At 63.0% G+C, this 15,078-nt stretch carries 12 protein-coding genes; 10 read left to right on the top strand and 2 right to left on the bottom strand.

Features of this window, described 5'->3' with window-relative positions:
* Positions 1 to 289: DUF1820 family protein (locus CQ007_RS18530; RefSeq protein WP_105647327.1), on the bottom strand; the 289-nt coding region annotated here is incomplete at its 3' end.
* Between the two features lie 370 nt (positions 290 to 659).
* On the opposite strand from CQ007_RS18530, the gene miaB reads away from it, so the two are divergent.
* The 8 genes from miaB to holA all read left to right on the top strand — a co-directional run bounded on the left by miaB (position 660) and on the right by holA (position 10,775).
* Positions 660 to 2,000 (top strand): tRNA (N6-isopentenyl adenosine(37)-C2)-methylthiotransferase MiaB, encoded by a 1,341-nt coding sequence (gene miaB / locus CQ007_RS18525; RefSeq protein WP_105647323.1) that lies wholly within the window; start codon positions 660 to 662, stop codon positions 1,998 to 2,000.
* Between the two features lie 108 nt (positions 2,001 to 2,108).
* Positions 2,109 to 3,122 (top strand): PhoH family protein, encoded by a 1,014-nt coding sequence (locus CQ007_RS18520; RefSeq protein WP_105647322.1) that lies wholly within the window; start codon positions 2,109 to 2,111, stop codon positions 3,120 to 3,122.
* Positions 3,112 to 3,570: an rRNA maturation RNase YbeY gene (gene ybeY, locus CQ007_RS18515; protein ID WP_105647321.1), complete on the top strand. Its 459-nt coding sequence runs from the start codon at positions 3,112 to 3,114 to the stop codon at positions 3,568 to 3,570. Before CQ007_RS18520 ends, ybeY begins: the two co-directional genes overlap by 11 nt.
* Positions 3,571 to 3,584: 14 nt before the next feature.
* A complete protein-coding gene (locus tag CQ007_RS18510; RefSeq protein ID WP_105647326.1) occupies positions 3,585 to 4,424 on the top strand; it encodes an HlyC/CorC family transporter in 840 nt (279 codons plus the stop codon).
* A gap of 175 nt (positions 4,425 to 4,599) precedes the next feature.
* Complete coding sequence (gene lnt, locus CQ007_RS18505) at positions 4,600 to 6,135, top strand: apolipoprotein N-acyltransferase (protein WP_105647320.1); 1,536 nt, start codon at positions 4,600 to 4,602, stop codon at positions 6,133 to 6,135.
* Positions 6,136 to 6,551: 416 nt separating this feature from the next.
* The gene (gene leuS, locus CQ007_RS18500) at positions 6,552 to 9,158 is read left to right on the top strand and encodes a leucine--tRNA ligase (protein ID WP_105647319.1); all 2,607 of its coding nucleotides are present in this window, start codon (positions 6,552 to 6,554) and stop codon (positions 9,156 to 9,158) included.
* Positions 9,159 to 9,177: 19 nt separating this feature from the next.
* Positions 9,178 to 9,723 (top strand): LPS assembly lipoprotein LptE, encoded by a 546-nt coding sequence (gene lptE / locus CQ007_RS18495; RefSeq protein WP_105647318.1) that lies wholly within the window; start codon positions 9,178 to 9,180, stop codon positions 9,721 to 9,723.
* Positions 9,724 to 9,737: 14 nt separating this feature from the next.
* Positions 9,738 to 10,775, top strand: a complete 1,038-nt coding sequence (gene holA, locus CQ007_RS18490; protein WP_105647317.1) for a DNA polymerase III subunit delta — start codon at positions 9,738 to 9,740, stop codon at positions 10,773 to 10,775.
* Here the strand turns inward: holA and CQ007_RS18485 are convergent.
* On the bottom strand, positions 10,772 to 11,626 hold the full coding sequence (locus tag CQ007_RS18485) for a universal stress protein (protein WP_105647316.1): 855 nt from the start codon (positions 11,624 to 11,626) through the stop codon (positions 10,772 to 10,774). The genes holA and CQ007_RS18485 overlap by 4 nt on opposite strands.
* A gap of 237 nt (positions 11,627 to 11,863) precedes the next feature.
* Here CQ007_RS18485 and CQ007_RS18480 point away from each other — a divergent pair, with 237 nt between their 5' ends.
* The gene (locus CQ007_RS18480) at positions 11,864 to 13,144 is read left to right on the top strand and encodes a lytic murein transglycosylase (RefSeq protein ID WP_105647315.1); all 1,281 of its coding nucleotides are present in this window, start codon (positions 11,864 to 11,866) and stop codon (positions 13,142 to 13,144) included.
* 187 nt (positions 13,145 to 13,331) lie between these two features.
* Positions 13,332 to 14,909, top strand: a complete 1,578-nt coding sequence (locus CQ007_RS18475; protein ID WP_105647314.1) for a TerC family protein — start codon at positions 13,332 to 13,334, stop codon at positions 14,907 to 14,909.
* Positions 14,910 to 15,078 lie beyond the last annotated feature (169 nt).

Genomic DNA, 15,078 nt, shown 5'->3' with positions numbered 1-15,078 from the left:
TGCCGCCCTTGGCTTCGCTGATCTTGGCCTGCCCCACCCGCTCGACCTCATCGATACGCACGATGGCATGCGCCGGAATGAAGCTGCGGTTGACGCCCTCGAACTGGTTCTTGAGCTTTTCCTCGCCCGGATCGACCAGCATCTGGGAACGCTCACCGAACACCAATTCCTCGATTTCCAGAAAGCCCCACAGCTCACTCTGGAATATATGACGCGCGTACAGTTCGTACACCTGACCCTGATTGAGAAAAATCACCCGGAAAATGGGTTGTTGCTTGTCTTTGCTCATGAACTCACACATTGCACAACATGGATACCGGCTGCAGGCGCTCGGACGCCCGGCCAAAGGTCGCGGATCATAGCATATCTGCGTAAATCACAAGGCCCCCGAGTTACCAACGGTGCGCAAGCAACGAGCAGTAGTGGCAGAGACGGCGCCACAGAACCGTCTGCGGCCAGGGATGGCCGTAGACGAGCGCCATGGATGGCGGGGTGCGCGTTCTGTGGCGCCGTCCCTGCCACTACTGCCTCCCGCGCACTTGCCGCTTATGCCCACGGCACGATCAAGCAGACCACCTCCCCCGACAGCCACCATCACATTGTTCCGACCATCCGTGTATAATCGCCGTTTTTCTCCACGAGTCACCCGCACAGACCCCATGGCCAAGAAACTTTTTATCCAGACCCACGGCTGCCAGATGAACGAGTACGACAGCTCGCGCATGGCAGACCTGCTCGGTGAATATCAGGCAATGGAACTGACCGACCGCCCCGACGAGGCCGATGTCATCCTGCTCAACACCTGTTCGATTCGCGAGAAGGCGCAGGAGAAGGTGTTTTCCGAGCTGGGCCGCTGGCGTCCGTTGAAGGAAAAGAACCCCGACCTGATCATTGGCGTCGGCGGCTGCGTGGCCAGCCAGGAAGGCACCGCGATCCGTGATCGCGCCTCCTATGTCGACGTGGTATTCGGTCCGCAGACCCTGCACCGCCTGCCGGAAATGATCAACGCCGCACGCAGCACCGGCACCGCCCAGGTCGACGTATCCTTCCCCGAGATCGAGAAGTTCGACCGCCTGCCCGAGCCCCGGGTGGATGGCCCGACCGCCTATGTGTCGGTGATGGAAGGCTGCAGCAAGTACTGCAGCTTCTGCGTGGTGCCCTACACCCGCGGCGAAGAAGTCAGCCGCCCGTTCGATGACGTGCTCGCCGAGTGCGTGCACCTGGCGGAGAATGGCGTGCGCGAGATCACCCTGCTGGGGCAGAACGTCAACGGCTATCGCGGCGAAACCCATGATGGCGGTATCGCCGATCTGGCCGACCTGATCCGGGTAGTTGCGGAAATCGACGGTATCGACCGCATCCGCTACACCACCTCGCACCCGCTGGAGTTCTCCGACAGCCTGATCCGCGCCCACGCCGAAGTGCCGGAGCTGGTCAAATACCTGCACCTGCCAGTGCAATCCGGCTCCGACCGGGTACTGGCCGGCATGAAGCGCAACCACACCGCACTGGAGTACAAGTCCCGAGTGCGCAAGCTCAAGGCGGCGGTGCCGGACATCATTCTCAGCTCGGACTTCATCGTCGGCTTTCCCGGTGAAACCGACCGCGACTTCGAGCAGACCATGAAACTGGTGGAAGACATCGGCTTCGACTTCTCCTATTCCTTCGTCTACAGCGCACGCCCCGGCACCCCGGCCTCCGACCTGCCCGACGACACGCCGATGGAGGTCAAGAAGCAGCGTCTGCAGATCCTCCAGGCCCGGCTCAACCAGCAGGGCTTCGAGAACAGCCGACGCATGGTCGGCAGCACCCAGCGCATCCTGGTGACCGACTATTCGAAGAAAGACCCGGGCATGCTGCAGGGGCGCACCGAGCATAACCGCATCGTCAATTTCCGCTGCGACAATCCGCGCCTGATCGGCCAGTTCGTCGAGGTCCACATCGACGAGGCCCTGCCCCACTCCCTGCGCGGCAGCCTGCTGACCGACACAGTGCACTGAGGCCGCCGCCCGCCATGGCGGGCGACGGCGCACCACCCGCTTTGCATAGCCCGCTTTGCGCGCTATGCTGTGTTTTCCTGACTGCCATATGGCCACCTACAGACCAATTTGAACGTTCCCTTGACTATTCATCGCTTCAGCATCGAACCCGTGGATTCCCGGCGTTTCGCCAGCCTCTGCGGCCAGTTCGATGAAAACCTGCACCTGATCGAACAACGCCTCGGCATCGAAGTCCGCAACCGCGGCAACCATTTCGAACTGATCGGCGATCCGGCCATCACCCGTTCCGCCGAGGCGGTATTGCGCCAGTTGTATCGCGAAACCCGCGACAACAAGGACCTGTCACCCGATACCGTGCACCTGTATCTGCAGGAATCCGGGCTGGAGAACCTCAGCGAAAGCCTGCAGCAGGGCGATGGCCACAAACCGGTGGTACTGCGCACCAAGCGCATGACCATCCAGCCGCGCGGGCCGAACCAGCAAAGCTACGTGCGCTCGATCCAGGAACACGACATCAACTTCGGCATTGGCCCGGCCGGTACCGGCAAGACCTATCTGGCCGTCGCCTGCGCGGTGGATGCGCTGGAGCGCGAGCAGATCCGCCGTATCCTGCTGGTGCGCCCGGCGGTCGAGGCCGGCGAGAAGCTGGGCTTCCTGCCCGGCGACCTGTCGCAGAAGATCGACCCCTACCTGCGCCCGCTGTATGACGCCCTGTACGAGATGCTCGGCTTCGAGCAGGTAGCCAAGCTGATCGAGAAACAGGTGATCGAAGTGGCCCCGCTGGCCTACATGCGCGGACGCACGCTGAACAACAGCTTCATCATTCTCGACGAGAGCCAGAACACCACGCTGGAACAGATGAAGATGTTCCTTACCCGCATCGGCTTCGGCTCCACCGCAGTGATCACCGGCGATATCACCCAGGTCGACCTGCCGCGCGGCACCCGCTCGGGGCTGACCCATGTGATGGATGTACTCAAGGACGTGAAAGGCATCGGCTTCACCCACTTCAAGTCCAAGGACGTGGTGCGTCACCCGCTGGTGCAGCGTATCGTCGAAGCCTATGACCGCTTCGACCAGCGCCAGGAGCATGAGCGCAAGGAGCGCCAGAATGACCATTGAGGTAGACATACAAAGGGCCAGCGAGGCCCCCGATCAACCCGATGACGACAGTCTGATACGCTGGGCCGCCCTGGCCCTGCGTGACAAACCCGACCACGAACTGACCATCCGCCTGGTCGATGCCAACGAGAGCCAGGCACTGAACAGCGAGTACCGGCACAAGGACTACCCGACCAATGTGCTGTCCTTCCCCGCCGACCTGCCCCCTGAACTGAACATTCCGCTGCTCGGCGACCTGGTCATCTGCGTGCCGGTGGTCAATCGCGAAGCAGCCGAACAGGGCAAACCGCGTGAGGCCCACTGGGCGCACATGGTCATCCACGGCTGCCTGCACCTGCTCGGCCATGACCATATCGAGGATGCCGATGCCGAGGCCATGGAACAGCTGGAACGCCAACTGCTGGCCGAGCTGGGCATTGCCGACCCCTATCTTGAATCCGACGAGTGATGAGTAACAGTCCCATGAGCGAAGATCGACCGAGCAACGGCCCCAAGTCCTGGCTGGAGAGACTGGTCCAGCCGTTTGCCCACGAGCCACGCAACCGTCAGGAATTGCTCGAACTGCTGCGCGAGGCCCAGCGCAACGAGGTACTCGATATCGAGGCGCTGGCCATCATCGAGGGCGCGCTGCAGGTCGCCGACATGCAGGTGCGCGACATCATGATCCCGCGTTCGCAGATGACCACCATCAAGGCTTCGCAGACACCCCGCGAGTTCCTGCCCGCAGTCATCGAGGCGGCTCACTCGCGGTTCCCGGTGATCGGCGAGAGTATCGACGATGTGCTCGGCGTCCTGCTGGCCAAGGACCTGCTGCCGCTGCTGCTGGAAGGCAACACCGAGCGCTTCAACATCAAGGATATACTGCGTCCGGCCACCTGCGTCCCGGAATCCAAGCGGCTCAACGTGCTGCTCAAGGAATTCCGCTCGACCCACAACCACATGGCCATCGTCATCGACGAGTATGGTGGCGTGTCCGGGCTGATCACCATCGAGGACGTACTGGAACAGATCGTCGGTGATATCGAGGATGAACACGACATCGACGACGAGGACTACATCAAGCCGCTACCCTCCGGTGATTTCCTGGTCAAGGGCCTGACGCCGATCGAGGACTTCAACGAGCATTTCAATACCGGCTTCTCCGATGAAGAGTTCGATACCTTCGGCGGCCTGGTGATGAATGCCTTCGGCCATCTGCCCAAACGCAACGAGATCGTCGAACTGGACGGTTTCCGGGTGCGCATTCTCAACTCCGACAGCCGCCGCGTGCATCTGCTGCGAGTGACCCTGATCCAGCCCTGAATTCCGACGAGGTCATTCCTCATGCCACCGTTTCAGGTAATAGACCGCGTCATTGCGAGGAGCAAGGGGGCGGCCATCCGCCGACGCGGCAACCCACTGACTCGGAGCAGCCGGCCAGCTCTGGATTGCCGCGCCCCAGGGGGCTCGCAATGACGAACAGGAAATACCTCAGAACATGAAGTCGATCCCTTGCACATTCCTTGGATGGCTGCGCGGTCCCGGCTGGCCCGGGCACCTGCTGGCGCTGTGCGCCGGCATCCTGACCACGCTGTCCTTCACCCCCTTCGATATCTGGCCGCTGGGCCTGCTGTCGGTCGCCCTGTTGTATCAGGGGCTGCACAGCCTGGATGCCCGGCAGGCTGCCTGGCGCGGCTGGTGCTGGGGTGTCGGGCTGTTTCTCAGCGGCGTATCCTGGATCTATGTCAGCATCCATGTGCATGGCTATGCCGCACCGGCGCTGGCGGCGCTGCTGACCGTCGGGCTGGTGCTGGGTCTGGCGCTGATCCTGGCGCTGATGGCCTGGCTGTGGGCCCGCTGGTTGCGGCCAACCGGCAATCCCTGGCTGGCCAGCACCGGCTTCGCCGCATTATGGGTGGCGCAGGAATTCTTTCGCAGCTGGTTCCTCACCGGTTTCCCCTGGCTGTATCAGGGCTATGCTCATACCGACACCTGGCTGGCAGGCTGGGCGCCGGTGGGCGGCGTCTGGCTGCTCAGCTTCCTCACCGTGTTCAGCGCTTGCCTGCTCAGCGAATGGGCCTTGTGGCGCCAGCGCGTCCAGGGCCTGCTCGCCGCAGCGCTGCTGGCGCTGGTCTGGGGTGGCGGCGCGTTGCTCGGTCAGATCGAATGGACCCGACCGGCGGGCGCTCCGCTGTCGGTGGCGCTGATCCAGGCCGATATCGAACAGTCGCGCAAATGGGACCCGGCACACATCGACTACACGCTGGCTACCTACCGTGACATGAGCTATGCCCAACAGGCGGACCTGATCATCTGGCCGGAAACCGCGATACCGGTGCTCAGCAGCCGCGCCCTGCCCTTTGTGCAGGGCATGGCGGCGAACCTGGCGCAGCAGGGCAGCACCCTGATCACCGGCATCCCGGTGGACCAGGTGGACGCCGAAGGCCAGATGCGCATCTACAACGGCATCATGGTCGCCGGGGACCAGCCCAGCCAGTATCTCAAGCACAAGCTGGTGCCCTTCGGCGAATACGTGCCGCTGGAAGACCTGCTGCGCGGCCTGATCGCCTTCTTCGATCTGCCCATGTCGGACTTCTCCCGCGGCCCGCTGCAGCAGCCACCGCTGCAGGCCGCCGGCTACCAGCTGGCACCCATGATCTGCTATGAAACCGTCTACCCCGACTTCGCCGCACGCCTGGCCGCACGCAGTGAACTGCTGCTCACCATCAGTAATGACAGCTGGTTCGGCAACTCGATCGGTCCGCTGCAGCATCTGCAGATGGCACGCATGCGCGCACTGGAAAGCGGGCGCTGGATGATTCGCGGCACCAACAACGGCGTCACCGCACTGATCAATCACCGGGGTGAAATTACCGCACGGATTCCGCAATTTCAGCAATTGGCGCTACACGGCTATGTACAGCCCCGCGAGGGGCTGACGCCATGGCTGCGCTGGGGCAGCTGGCCGCTGGCGGCGCTAATGGGGGTGGCTTTGCTGCTGTGTACAATCGCACGCCGCCAACACCGAGGGTGAGGCCGCAGCGCGACGGTGGTTCATGGTACTGAGGATGCGCTTCAACAACCGCAGATCCTGCTCGCTCAGACCGTACACTTCCAGCTCAGCGGGCACGCTGGGCTGCCCGGCCATCCACTGTCGGGTGCGGGCGACATCCAGGGCTTGATCGAGGCGGCGCAGTAACCGCCCATAGGAGGAGTCACGGCTGCAGCTAACGGGTTCCGGTTCCAATGGCTTCATTGTTCTGTTCTCCCTGTTGTAAAAACGAATGTCCGAAGACCTGCGGACAACCTTTGCCCTCAGCATAGACCTGGCATCCGGCTTGCCCCGGCCCCGGCGACGAATGGCATATGACTACCTGTGCCGGGCCCGGTGGTGTATGCTGCCCCATTACTTTTTTCCCTGACATACGAGTCGACACACAGTCCACGCCCATGCAAGAACAGTACTTACCCCGCGAGATCGAAAACGCCGCCCAGACCGCCTGGGAACAGACCGACGCCTTCAAGGTGGAAGAGACTCCAGGCCGCGATACCTACTACTGCCTGTCGATGTTCCCCTACCCCAGCGGCAAGCTACACATGGGCCACGTGCGCAACTACACCATTGGCGACGTGATCGCCCGCTACCAGCGCATGCAGGGCAAGAACGTGCTGCAACCCATGGGTTGGGACGCCTTCGGCATGCCGGCGGAAAACGCCGCGATGAACAACAAGGTGGCGCCCGCCGCCTGGACCTACTCCAATATCGACTACATGCGCACCCAGCTGAAAAGCCTGGGGCTGGCCATGGACTGGTCCCGCGAGTTTGCCACCTGCACCCCCGAGTACTACCGCTGGGAACAGTGGCTGTTCACCAAGCTGTTCGAGAAGGGCGTGATCTACCGCAAGAACGGTACCGTCAACTGGGACCCGGTCGACCAGACCGTACTGGCCAATGAACAGGTGATCGACGGTCGCGGCTGGCGCAGCGGCGCGCTGGTCGAGAAGCGCGAGATCCCCATGTACTACTTCCGCATCACCGATTACGCGGAAGAGCTGCTGAGTTCGCTGGACGAGCTGACCGGCTGGCCGGAACAGGTCAAGACCATGCAGCGCAACTGGATCGGCAAGTCGGTGGGCATGGAAGTGCACTTCCCCTACGACCTGGCTTCGATCGGCCATGCCGGCAAGCTCAAGGTGTTCACCACCCGCGCCGACACCCTGATGGGCGCCACCTATGTCGCGGTCGCCGCCGAACACCCCCTGGCCACCCAGGCGGCCGGGAACAACCCGGCGCTGCAGGCCTTCATCGACGAATGCAAGCGCGGCGGCGTATCCGAAGCCGACATCGCCACCCAGGACAAGAAGGGCATGCCCACCGGGCTGTTCGTCGAGCACCCGCTGACCGGCGAGAAGCTGCCGGTGTGGGTCGCCAACTATGTGCTGATGGGCTATGGCGAAGGCGCGGTAATGGCCGTACCGGCCCATGACGAACGTGATTTCGAGTTCGCCAGCCAGTTCCACCTGCCGATCAAGCCGGTGATCCGCACCTCGGCTGGCGATGCCACTCCCCAGCCCTGGCAGGATGCCTATGGCGAAAAAGGCGTGCTGATCAACTCCGAGGAGTTCGACGGCCTGGATTTCGACAGCGCCGTCACCGCCATCGGTGAAGTGCTCAAGCAGAAAGAGCTCGGCGCACCGCGCACCCAGTTCCGCCTGCGCGACTGGGGTATCAGCCGTCAGCGCTACTGGGGCTGCCCGATCCCGATCATCCATTGCCAGCACTGCGGCGACGTCCCGGTGCCTGACGAGCAGTTGCCGGTGGTACTGCCGGAGGACGTGGTCCCCGATGGTGCCGGTAGCCCGCTGGCGAAGATGCCCGAATTCTACGAGTGCACCTGCCCCCGCTGCGACCGCCCGGCGCGGCGCGAAACCGACACCATGGACACCTTCGTCGAAAGCTCCTGGTATTTCGCCCGCTACGCCAGCCCGCACTACGACAAGGGCATGGTCGACCCGGCCGCAGCCAATCACTGGCTGCCGGTGGATCAGTACATCGGCGGCATCGAGCACGCCATCCTGCACCTGCTGTATGCGCGCTTCTTCCACAAGCTGATGCGTGACGAGGGCCTGGTCGACTCCAACGAGCCGTTCAAGAACCTGCTGACCCAGGGCATGGTGCTGGCGGAGACCTATTACCGGATCGACGCCAAGGGCGCCCGTACCTGGTTCAACCCGGCGGACGTCGAAGTCGAGCGCGATGCCAAGGGCAAGGTCACCAGCGCCCGACTGTCCAGCGACGGTGAACCGGTGGTGATCGGCGGCACCGAGAAGATGTCCAAATCGAAGAACAACGGCGTAGACCCACAGGCGATGATCGACCAGTACGGTGCCGATACCTGCCGCCTGTTCATGATGTTCGCCTCGCCGCCGGACATGAGCCTGGAATGGTCCGACTCCGGTGTCGAGGGCGCCCAGCGCTTCCTGCGCCGCGTCTGGCGCCTGGCCCAACAGCATGTCAGCAGCGGGCTGCCCGGCACGATGGATCTTGCCAGCCTGACCGATGCACAGAAGGATGTGCGCCGCGCCATTCACCTGGCGATCCGCCAGGCCAGCCAGGATATCGGTCAGCACCACAAGTTCAACACCGCCATCGCCGCAGTGATGACGCTGATGAACGTGCTGGAGAAAGCTCCGCGCGACAGCGAGCAGGATCGTGCGGTACTGCAGGAGGGGCTGGAAACCGTCGCCCTGCTGCTGGCGCCGATCACCCCGCATATCTGCCATGCCCTGTGGCAGGCGCTGGGTCACCAATCGCCGGTGATCGACACCGCCTGGCCCGAACTGGACGAAAGCGCTCTGGTACAGGACAGCCTGCAGCTGGTGATCCAGGTCAACGGCAAGCTGCGCGGTCATATCGATGTACCGGCTGATGCCAGCCGCGAGGCGGTGGAAGCGGCAGCGCGGGGCAATGAAAACGTACTGCGCTTTACTGAAGGCCTGACCATCCGCAAGGTGATTGTGGTGCCGGGCAAGCTGGTCAATATTGTCGCCAATTGATACGCAACGGAGAATCGGCATGCCACTGCAACGCCCCCGCCAACTACTGAGCTGCGCCGTGCTCGGCGCTACACTGCTGCTCAGCGCCTGCGGCTTTCACCTGCGCGGCACCGGTGTCGACAGCGTCAAGCTGAACGAACTGAATGTCAGCGCCCGCAACAGCTACGGCCCGACCTACCAGAGCGTGCTGGAAGCGCTGCAGGTCAATGGTGTGGATGTGCGCAGCTCCGCACCCTACCACCTGCAGTTGCTGGAGGAACGCAAGGAGCGCCGTGCGGTAACCTATACCTACCGCTCGACACCGGCCGAGTACGAGCTGACCAGCGAGCTGATGTTCCAGATCAGCGACCAGCAGGGTCGCGCGCTGATCGGCCCGGAAACCCTGGCCACCCAGCGGGTGTATGTCAACGACAAGGACAACCTGATCGGTACCAGTGAAGAGGAAGCGCTGCTGCACCGGGAAATGCTCCAGGATCTGACCCGGCAGTTGATGTTCCGTTTGTCGAGCATCTCCGCCAGCGATCTGGCCGCCCGTGAGCAAGCGCTCGACCGGCAGGCCCCCTAGGACCTGTTGACGCCATGAAACTCAACGCCGCGCAACTGCAGCGCCAGCTCGCCGAAGGGCTGGCGCCGGTGTATGTGGTCAGCGGTGATGACCCGCTATTATGCGGCGAAAGCGCCGACCTGATCCGCAGCGCCTGCCGTGCCGCCGGCAGCGAGGAGCGCCTGGTCTTTCATGTGGACCGCAGTTTCGACTGGGGCCAGCTGCATGACGCCAGTCACAGCCTGTCACTGTTCGCCCAGCAACGCCTGGTCGAGTTGCGCATTCCCGGCGGCAAACCCGGCGATGAGGGCGCCAAGGCCCTGCTCGCCTGGCTGGACAACCCACCCCCGGACACCACGCTGCTGGTCAGCCTGCCCAAGCTCGATGGCAGCACCCAGCGCAGCAAGTGGGCCAAGGGGCTGATCGAACATGCGCACAGCCGTTTCCTGCAGATCTGGCCGGTGGAGGCGCAGCAGTTGCCCGCCTGGATGCGTGACCGCCTGGCTGCTGCCGGCCTGCATGCCACGCCCGAGGCGCTGGAACTGCTCAGCGTCCGCGTGGAGGGCAACCTGTTGGCCGCTGCGCAGGAGATCGAGAAGCTCAAGCTGTTCTGTGACAGCGGCCAGTTGGACCTGCAGACCGTACAACAGGTAGTCGCCGACAGTGCCCGTTTCGATGTATTCAACCTTGCCGACGCCATGTTGCAGGGCGATGCCCAGCACGGTCTGCGCATCCTGCAGGGGCTGCGCGGTGAAGGGGTCGAGGCGCCAGTGGTGCTCTGGGCCCTCAGCCGGGAGCTGCGCGGCCTGCACAACATGGCCCATGAGCTGGCGCGCGGCATCCCCCAGGACAAGGTCTTCGCCAGCCAACGCCCGCCGGTATGGGACAAGCGCAAACCCTTGATCGGCCGGGCCCTGCAACGGCATCCGGCAGACCGCTGGGCAGCGCTGCTGGGACTGGCCCAGCAGGCCGATGAACAGATCAAGGGCCAGAGTCCCGGTTCGGCCTGGGATACCCTGGGCATGATCGTGGTACAGGCGGCCGGCACCCGGCTACCCCTGGCTGCGGGCTAGCGCAACAGCAATAGCGGTCGGGTGGTCTTGGCCAGCATATTGGTGGTGGTACTGCCAACAAAGAATTGCCGAATCCGCGAGTGGCCGTAGGCCCCCATCACCAGCAGATCGATGTTATGCGTATCGGCATAGTCCAGCAGAGTCTGTTCGACGTCACCGGAACGCAGCACCGATGTCACCTCGAACCCAGCCTGGCGCAGACGTTGCTCGGCAGCGGATAGCGTCTCCCGCGCCGCACTACTCTCGGCACCAACCGACAACAGGTGCACCGGCATCCCCTTGAGTAGCGGGCTGCTGATCAGCATATCCACGCATTTGCGTGTGCTGGGCCCGGCATCATAGGCCAGCAGCACACTGCCTGGCACCCGGAACGCACCAGGTACCACCAGGATCGGTCGCGACAGGGTGCGAATTACCGTCTCCAGATGGCTGCCGACGTGGGGCCGCAAAGAGCTGCCGCCTTCGCCCTGACGCCCTATCACCAGCAGGCGGATATCGTCGCTCAGCTCGTTCAGCGTATCGACCAGACCGCCGTGACGCTGCACACGCTCTACAAGCCCCGCCACACCGGCCATACGCGCCGCCGCCGTTTGCAGCAGGAATTCACCCTGCTCACGCAGCAGGCGTGCACGCTTTTCATCCACCTCGGCCAGCTCCCGGACCAGGAACTCGCGATCACCAAGACCGATACTGCTGGCATGCTCATTCTCCGCCAACGCCGGCACGTCCTCCAGCACATGCAACAACATCAGCGGCGCCTGCAACCGGCTGCGCGCCCAGGCGGCATAGTCACATACCGCTGGCAGTATGGGTGAAGTGTCAATGCAAGCCAGCACTTTGCCGTTACTCATTGCCTTGTCCCCGCTCGATTACTGTTCAGTCAGTCTAGAACCCAATCGAGGTCTTGACACCTCCATCCTCACCCGCTACTCGTCATCCTCTTCAAAACCTTCACCCTTTATCTCCCAACGCCGGGAACCTGAAGTGCGTCGCACCCTCAAACACCAGTATGCCCCGGCCCGGCGGTGCGTCATCACCGTATCGCGTGCTACAGTGGGCCGGAAACTGAATATGTCGGAACCTGATACATGCCCAATCTGCCCGTTCGCCCCAGAGTCCTGTGCCGCACCTTCATCGCCGTGGCAACCAGCCTGCTGGTCCTGTCCGCCTGTGGTGAGAACCGCCTGGAAGCGTCGGTGCAGCCGGGCGGGAGCAGTGCCGCCGCGCATAGTGAGGCGCGCAGCTTCAACCAATGGCGTGATGGCTTCCGCGATCAGGCACTGGAGGCCGGCATCGCCCCTGGCACCTTCGACGTCGCATTTCGTGGTATCGAACCCGATCCGGCGGTACTCAAGGCCGACCAGAGCCAGCCCGAGTTCACCCGCCCGGTATGGGCCTACCTGGATGGCGCGCTGTCCACGCAGCGCCAGGCCACAGGGCGGGTCATGCTCACCCGGCATGCCGCCACCCTGCAGCAGATCGAGGCCCGCTACGGCGTCGACCGGCACATTCTGGTGGCCATCTGGGGGCTGGAGAGCAACTTCGGCAGCAACATGGGTGACCGCTCGGTGATCCGTTCCCTGGCCACCCTTGCCCACCAGGGACGGCGCTCGGACTTCGCCCAGACCCAATTGCTGGCCGCCCTGCAGATACTGCAACGTGGCGATACCACGGTCAGCGACATGACCGGCTCCTGGGCCGGCGCCATGGGCCAGACCCAATTCATCCCCACGACCTACAATGACTATGCGGTGGACTTCGACGGCAACGGCAAGCGCGACATCTGGCATACCGAAGCCGACGCCCTGGCCTCCGCAGCCAACTATCTCAAGGCCTCCAACTGGCAACCCGGTGCGCCCTGGGGCATGGAGGTGCGCCTGGCGGATGGTTTCGATTACGCGCTGGCCGACATGTCCATCCGCAAGTCGTTGACGGAGTGGGCCAGCCTCGGTGTCACCGATGCCCGCGGCCGGCCGCTGGACAGCCGTTCGACGGAACAGGCGACCCTGGTTCTGCCCGCCGGCCACCGCGGCCCGGCGTTCCTGGTGATGAACAATTTCCGCAGCATCCTGCGCTACAACAATTCCACCAGCTACGCCCTGGCCATCGGGTTGCTGTCCGAACGCTTCCAGGGCCGCGGACAGATCCTTGCCAACTGGCCGACCGATGACGACCCTCTGTCACGCAGCGAGCGGCTGGAGTTGCAGGAGCGCCTCGAAGCCCATGGTTTCGAACCCGGCAGCGTCGATGGCATCATCGGCGCCAATACTCGACAGGCGATTCGTCGATTTCAGATAGCCCTGGGATGGCCGGCCGATGGCTACCCCGACCGCCAATTGCTCAAGGCCCTGCGCAACCGGAACAACTGACACTGCAATAAATATCCGTTTGTCTCGGGGCGGAAGAAGGCGTATAAGGTCATTTCCAATGGCTACCGGTTTACTGTTTTGACTTCCGTCCCTCCCCGAACATACGCGATGACAGACCGTCTTCGCACTCCACCCGCACAATCCGTTTTTGCAGTATCGCTGCACCAGCCCGTAATGGAGGCCGACCATGTTCGAATGGCTGGCTGACCCTACCGTCTGGGCAGGCCTGTTCGCGCTGATCGCCCTGGAAATCGTCCTGGGTATCGATAACCTGGTATTCATTGCCGTTCTGGCGGAAAAACTGCCACCACACCAACGTGACAAGGCTCGTGTACTGGGCCTGTCATTGGCGCTGGTAATGCGTCTGTTGCTGTTGATGAGTATCGCCTGGCTGGTGACCTTGACCAATCCGCTGTTCCATGTTGGCGAGCATGGCGTATCCGCCCGCGACATCATCATGCTCACCGGCGGCCTGTTCCTGCTGTTCAAGGCCACCATGGAGCTGCACGAGCGCCTGGAAGGTCGGCAACACACCAGCGGCGCCAGGCTGGCCTATTCCAGTTTCGGCGTGGTAGTGACCCAGATCGTCATTCTCGACGCGGTGTTCTCCATCGACTCGGTGATCACCGCCATCGGCATGGCCGACGAACTGGCGGTGATGGCAATTGCCATGATCGTCGCCATGGCTGTGATGCTGCTGGCAAGCAAGCGCCTGACCCGCTTCGTCAATGCCCACCCGACACTGATCATCCTGTGCCTGGGCTTCCTGCTGATGATCGGTTTCAGCCTGGTCGCCGAAGGTGTGGGGCTGCATATTCCCAAGGGCTATCTGTATGCCGCCATCGGTTTCTCGATCATGGTCGAGTTCTTCAATCAGTTGGCCCGGCACAACAAGCAGAAATGGCTGGATACCGGCGGCACCCTGCGCGAACGTACCGCCAACAATATCCTGCGCCTGCTCGGCAAGGCCGACAGCGCCGAGCAGATCGCCCATGAAGATCTGGCCGAGGACAGCGCCGAGCAGCCCATCTTCCAGGACAACGAGCGCGACATGATCCGCGGCGTGCTGAGCCTGGCCGACACCAACATCAAGGCGCTGATGACCCCGCGCCGCGAGGTGCACGCGCTGGACCTGAGCAACAGCCTGGACGAACAGCGCCAGCAGCTGCTGGACTCGCCCTACTCGCGTCTGGCGGTGATCCGCGATGGCAAGCAGGATGAGCCCCTGGGCATAGTGCAGAAGAAAACACTGCTCGATGCCATCCTGCGGGGCGGTGAGCTGCACTTCGAACAGTACATCGAACAACCTGTAGTACTGTTCGAAACCCAGAATGCGATCAAGGCACTGGAGGCCTTCCGGCATGAAGGCAAGCAGATGGCCTTCGTGGTGGACGAGTTCGGCACCCTGGAAGGGATCGTCAGCCTGACCGATATCATGGAAGCCATCGCCGGCGAGTTGCCAGAGGCCGAACAGGGCATGGATCTGACACCCAGCGTCATTGCCCTGGAGCCGGGTCGTTACGAGGCCGATGCCAGCGAGAACCTGGAAGAGATCAACCGCCAGCTACCGGCACCGCTGCCACGCAGTTCGCTGTATACCACCCTGGCCGGCCTGATCCTCAACCAGCTCGAGCACATGCCCGAACCGGACGAGCTGCTGACGGTGGATGGCTGGCAGATGCGCATACTCGAAATCGAGCACATGCGCATTGCCCGGGTCGAACTGAGCCGCCTGGAGGAGACCTCCGGCCAGTTCGGCGACTGAGCGAGCCTTGAAGCCGCAATGCCGTTCAATTAAACCCACTATCCTTCGCCTCGCCCCGTCATCCTTCGCGAAGGATCCACCGGCCACTCCGAGTCCGCCGGAACGATGGGCCGAGGGCGACGGTGTAGTCCAACAGCCATGGCGTCTGTGGTAAACTGCGCCGTGGCCA

Source organism: Pseudomonas sp. MYb185 (assembly GCF_002979975.1).
Taxonomy (GTDB): Bacteria; Pseudomonadota; Gammaproteobacteria; order Pseudomonadales; family Pseudomonadaceae; genus Halopseudomonas.
Note: the sequence above shows the minus strand (reverse complement) of the source record. Positions and strands in the feature narration are given on the sequence as shown.

Coding starts and splice junctions, on each gene's coding strand:
- miaB (WP_105647323.1), top strand. CDS start 660: ATGGCCAAGAAACTTTTTATCCAGACCCACGGCTGCCAGATGAACGAG.
- ybeY (WP_105647321.1), top strand. CDS start 3,112: ATGACCATTGAGGTAGACATACAAAGGGCCAGCGAGGCCCCCGATCAA.
- CQ007_RS18510 (WP_105647326.1), top strand. CDS start 3,585: ATGAGCGAAGATCGACCGAGCAACGGCCCCAAGTCCTGGCTGGAGAGA.
- lnt (WP_105647320.1), top strand. CDS start 4,600: ATGAAGTCGATCCCTTGCACATTCCTTGGATGGCTGCGCGGTCCCGGC.
- leuS (WP_105647319.1), top strand. CDS start 6,552: ATGCAAGAACAGTACTTACCCCGCGAGATCGAAAACGCCGCCCAGACC.
- lptE (WP_105647318.1), top strand. CDS start 9,178: ATGCCACTGCAACGCCCCCGCCAACTACTGAGCTGCGCCGTGCTCGGC.
- holA (WP_105647317.1), top strand. CDS start 9,738: ATGAAACTCAACGCCGCGCAACTGCAGCGCCAGCTCGCCGAAGGGCTG.
- CQ007_RS18485 (WP_105647316.1), bottom strand. CDS start 11,626: ATGAGTAACGGCAAAGTGCTGGCTTGCATTGACACTTCACCCATACTG.
- CQ007_RS18480 (WP_105647315.1), top strand. CDS start 11,864: ATGCCCAATCTGCCCGTTCGCCCCAGAGTCCTGTGCCGCACCTTCATC.
- CQ007_RS18475 (WP_105647314.1), top strand. CDS start 13,332: ATGTTCGAATGGCTGGCTGACCCTACCGTCTGGGCAGGCCTGTTCGCG.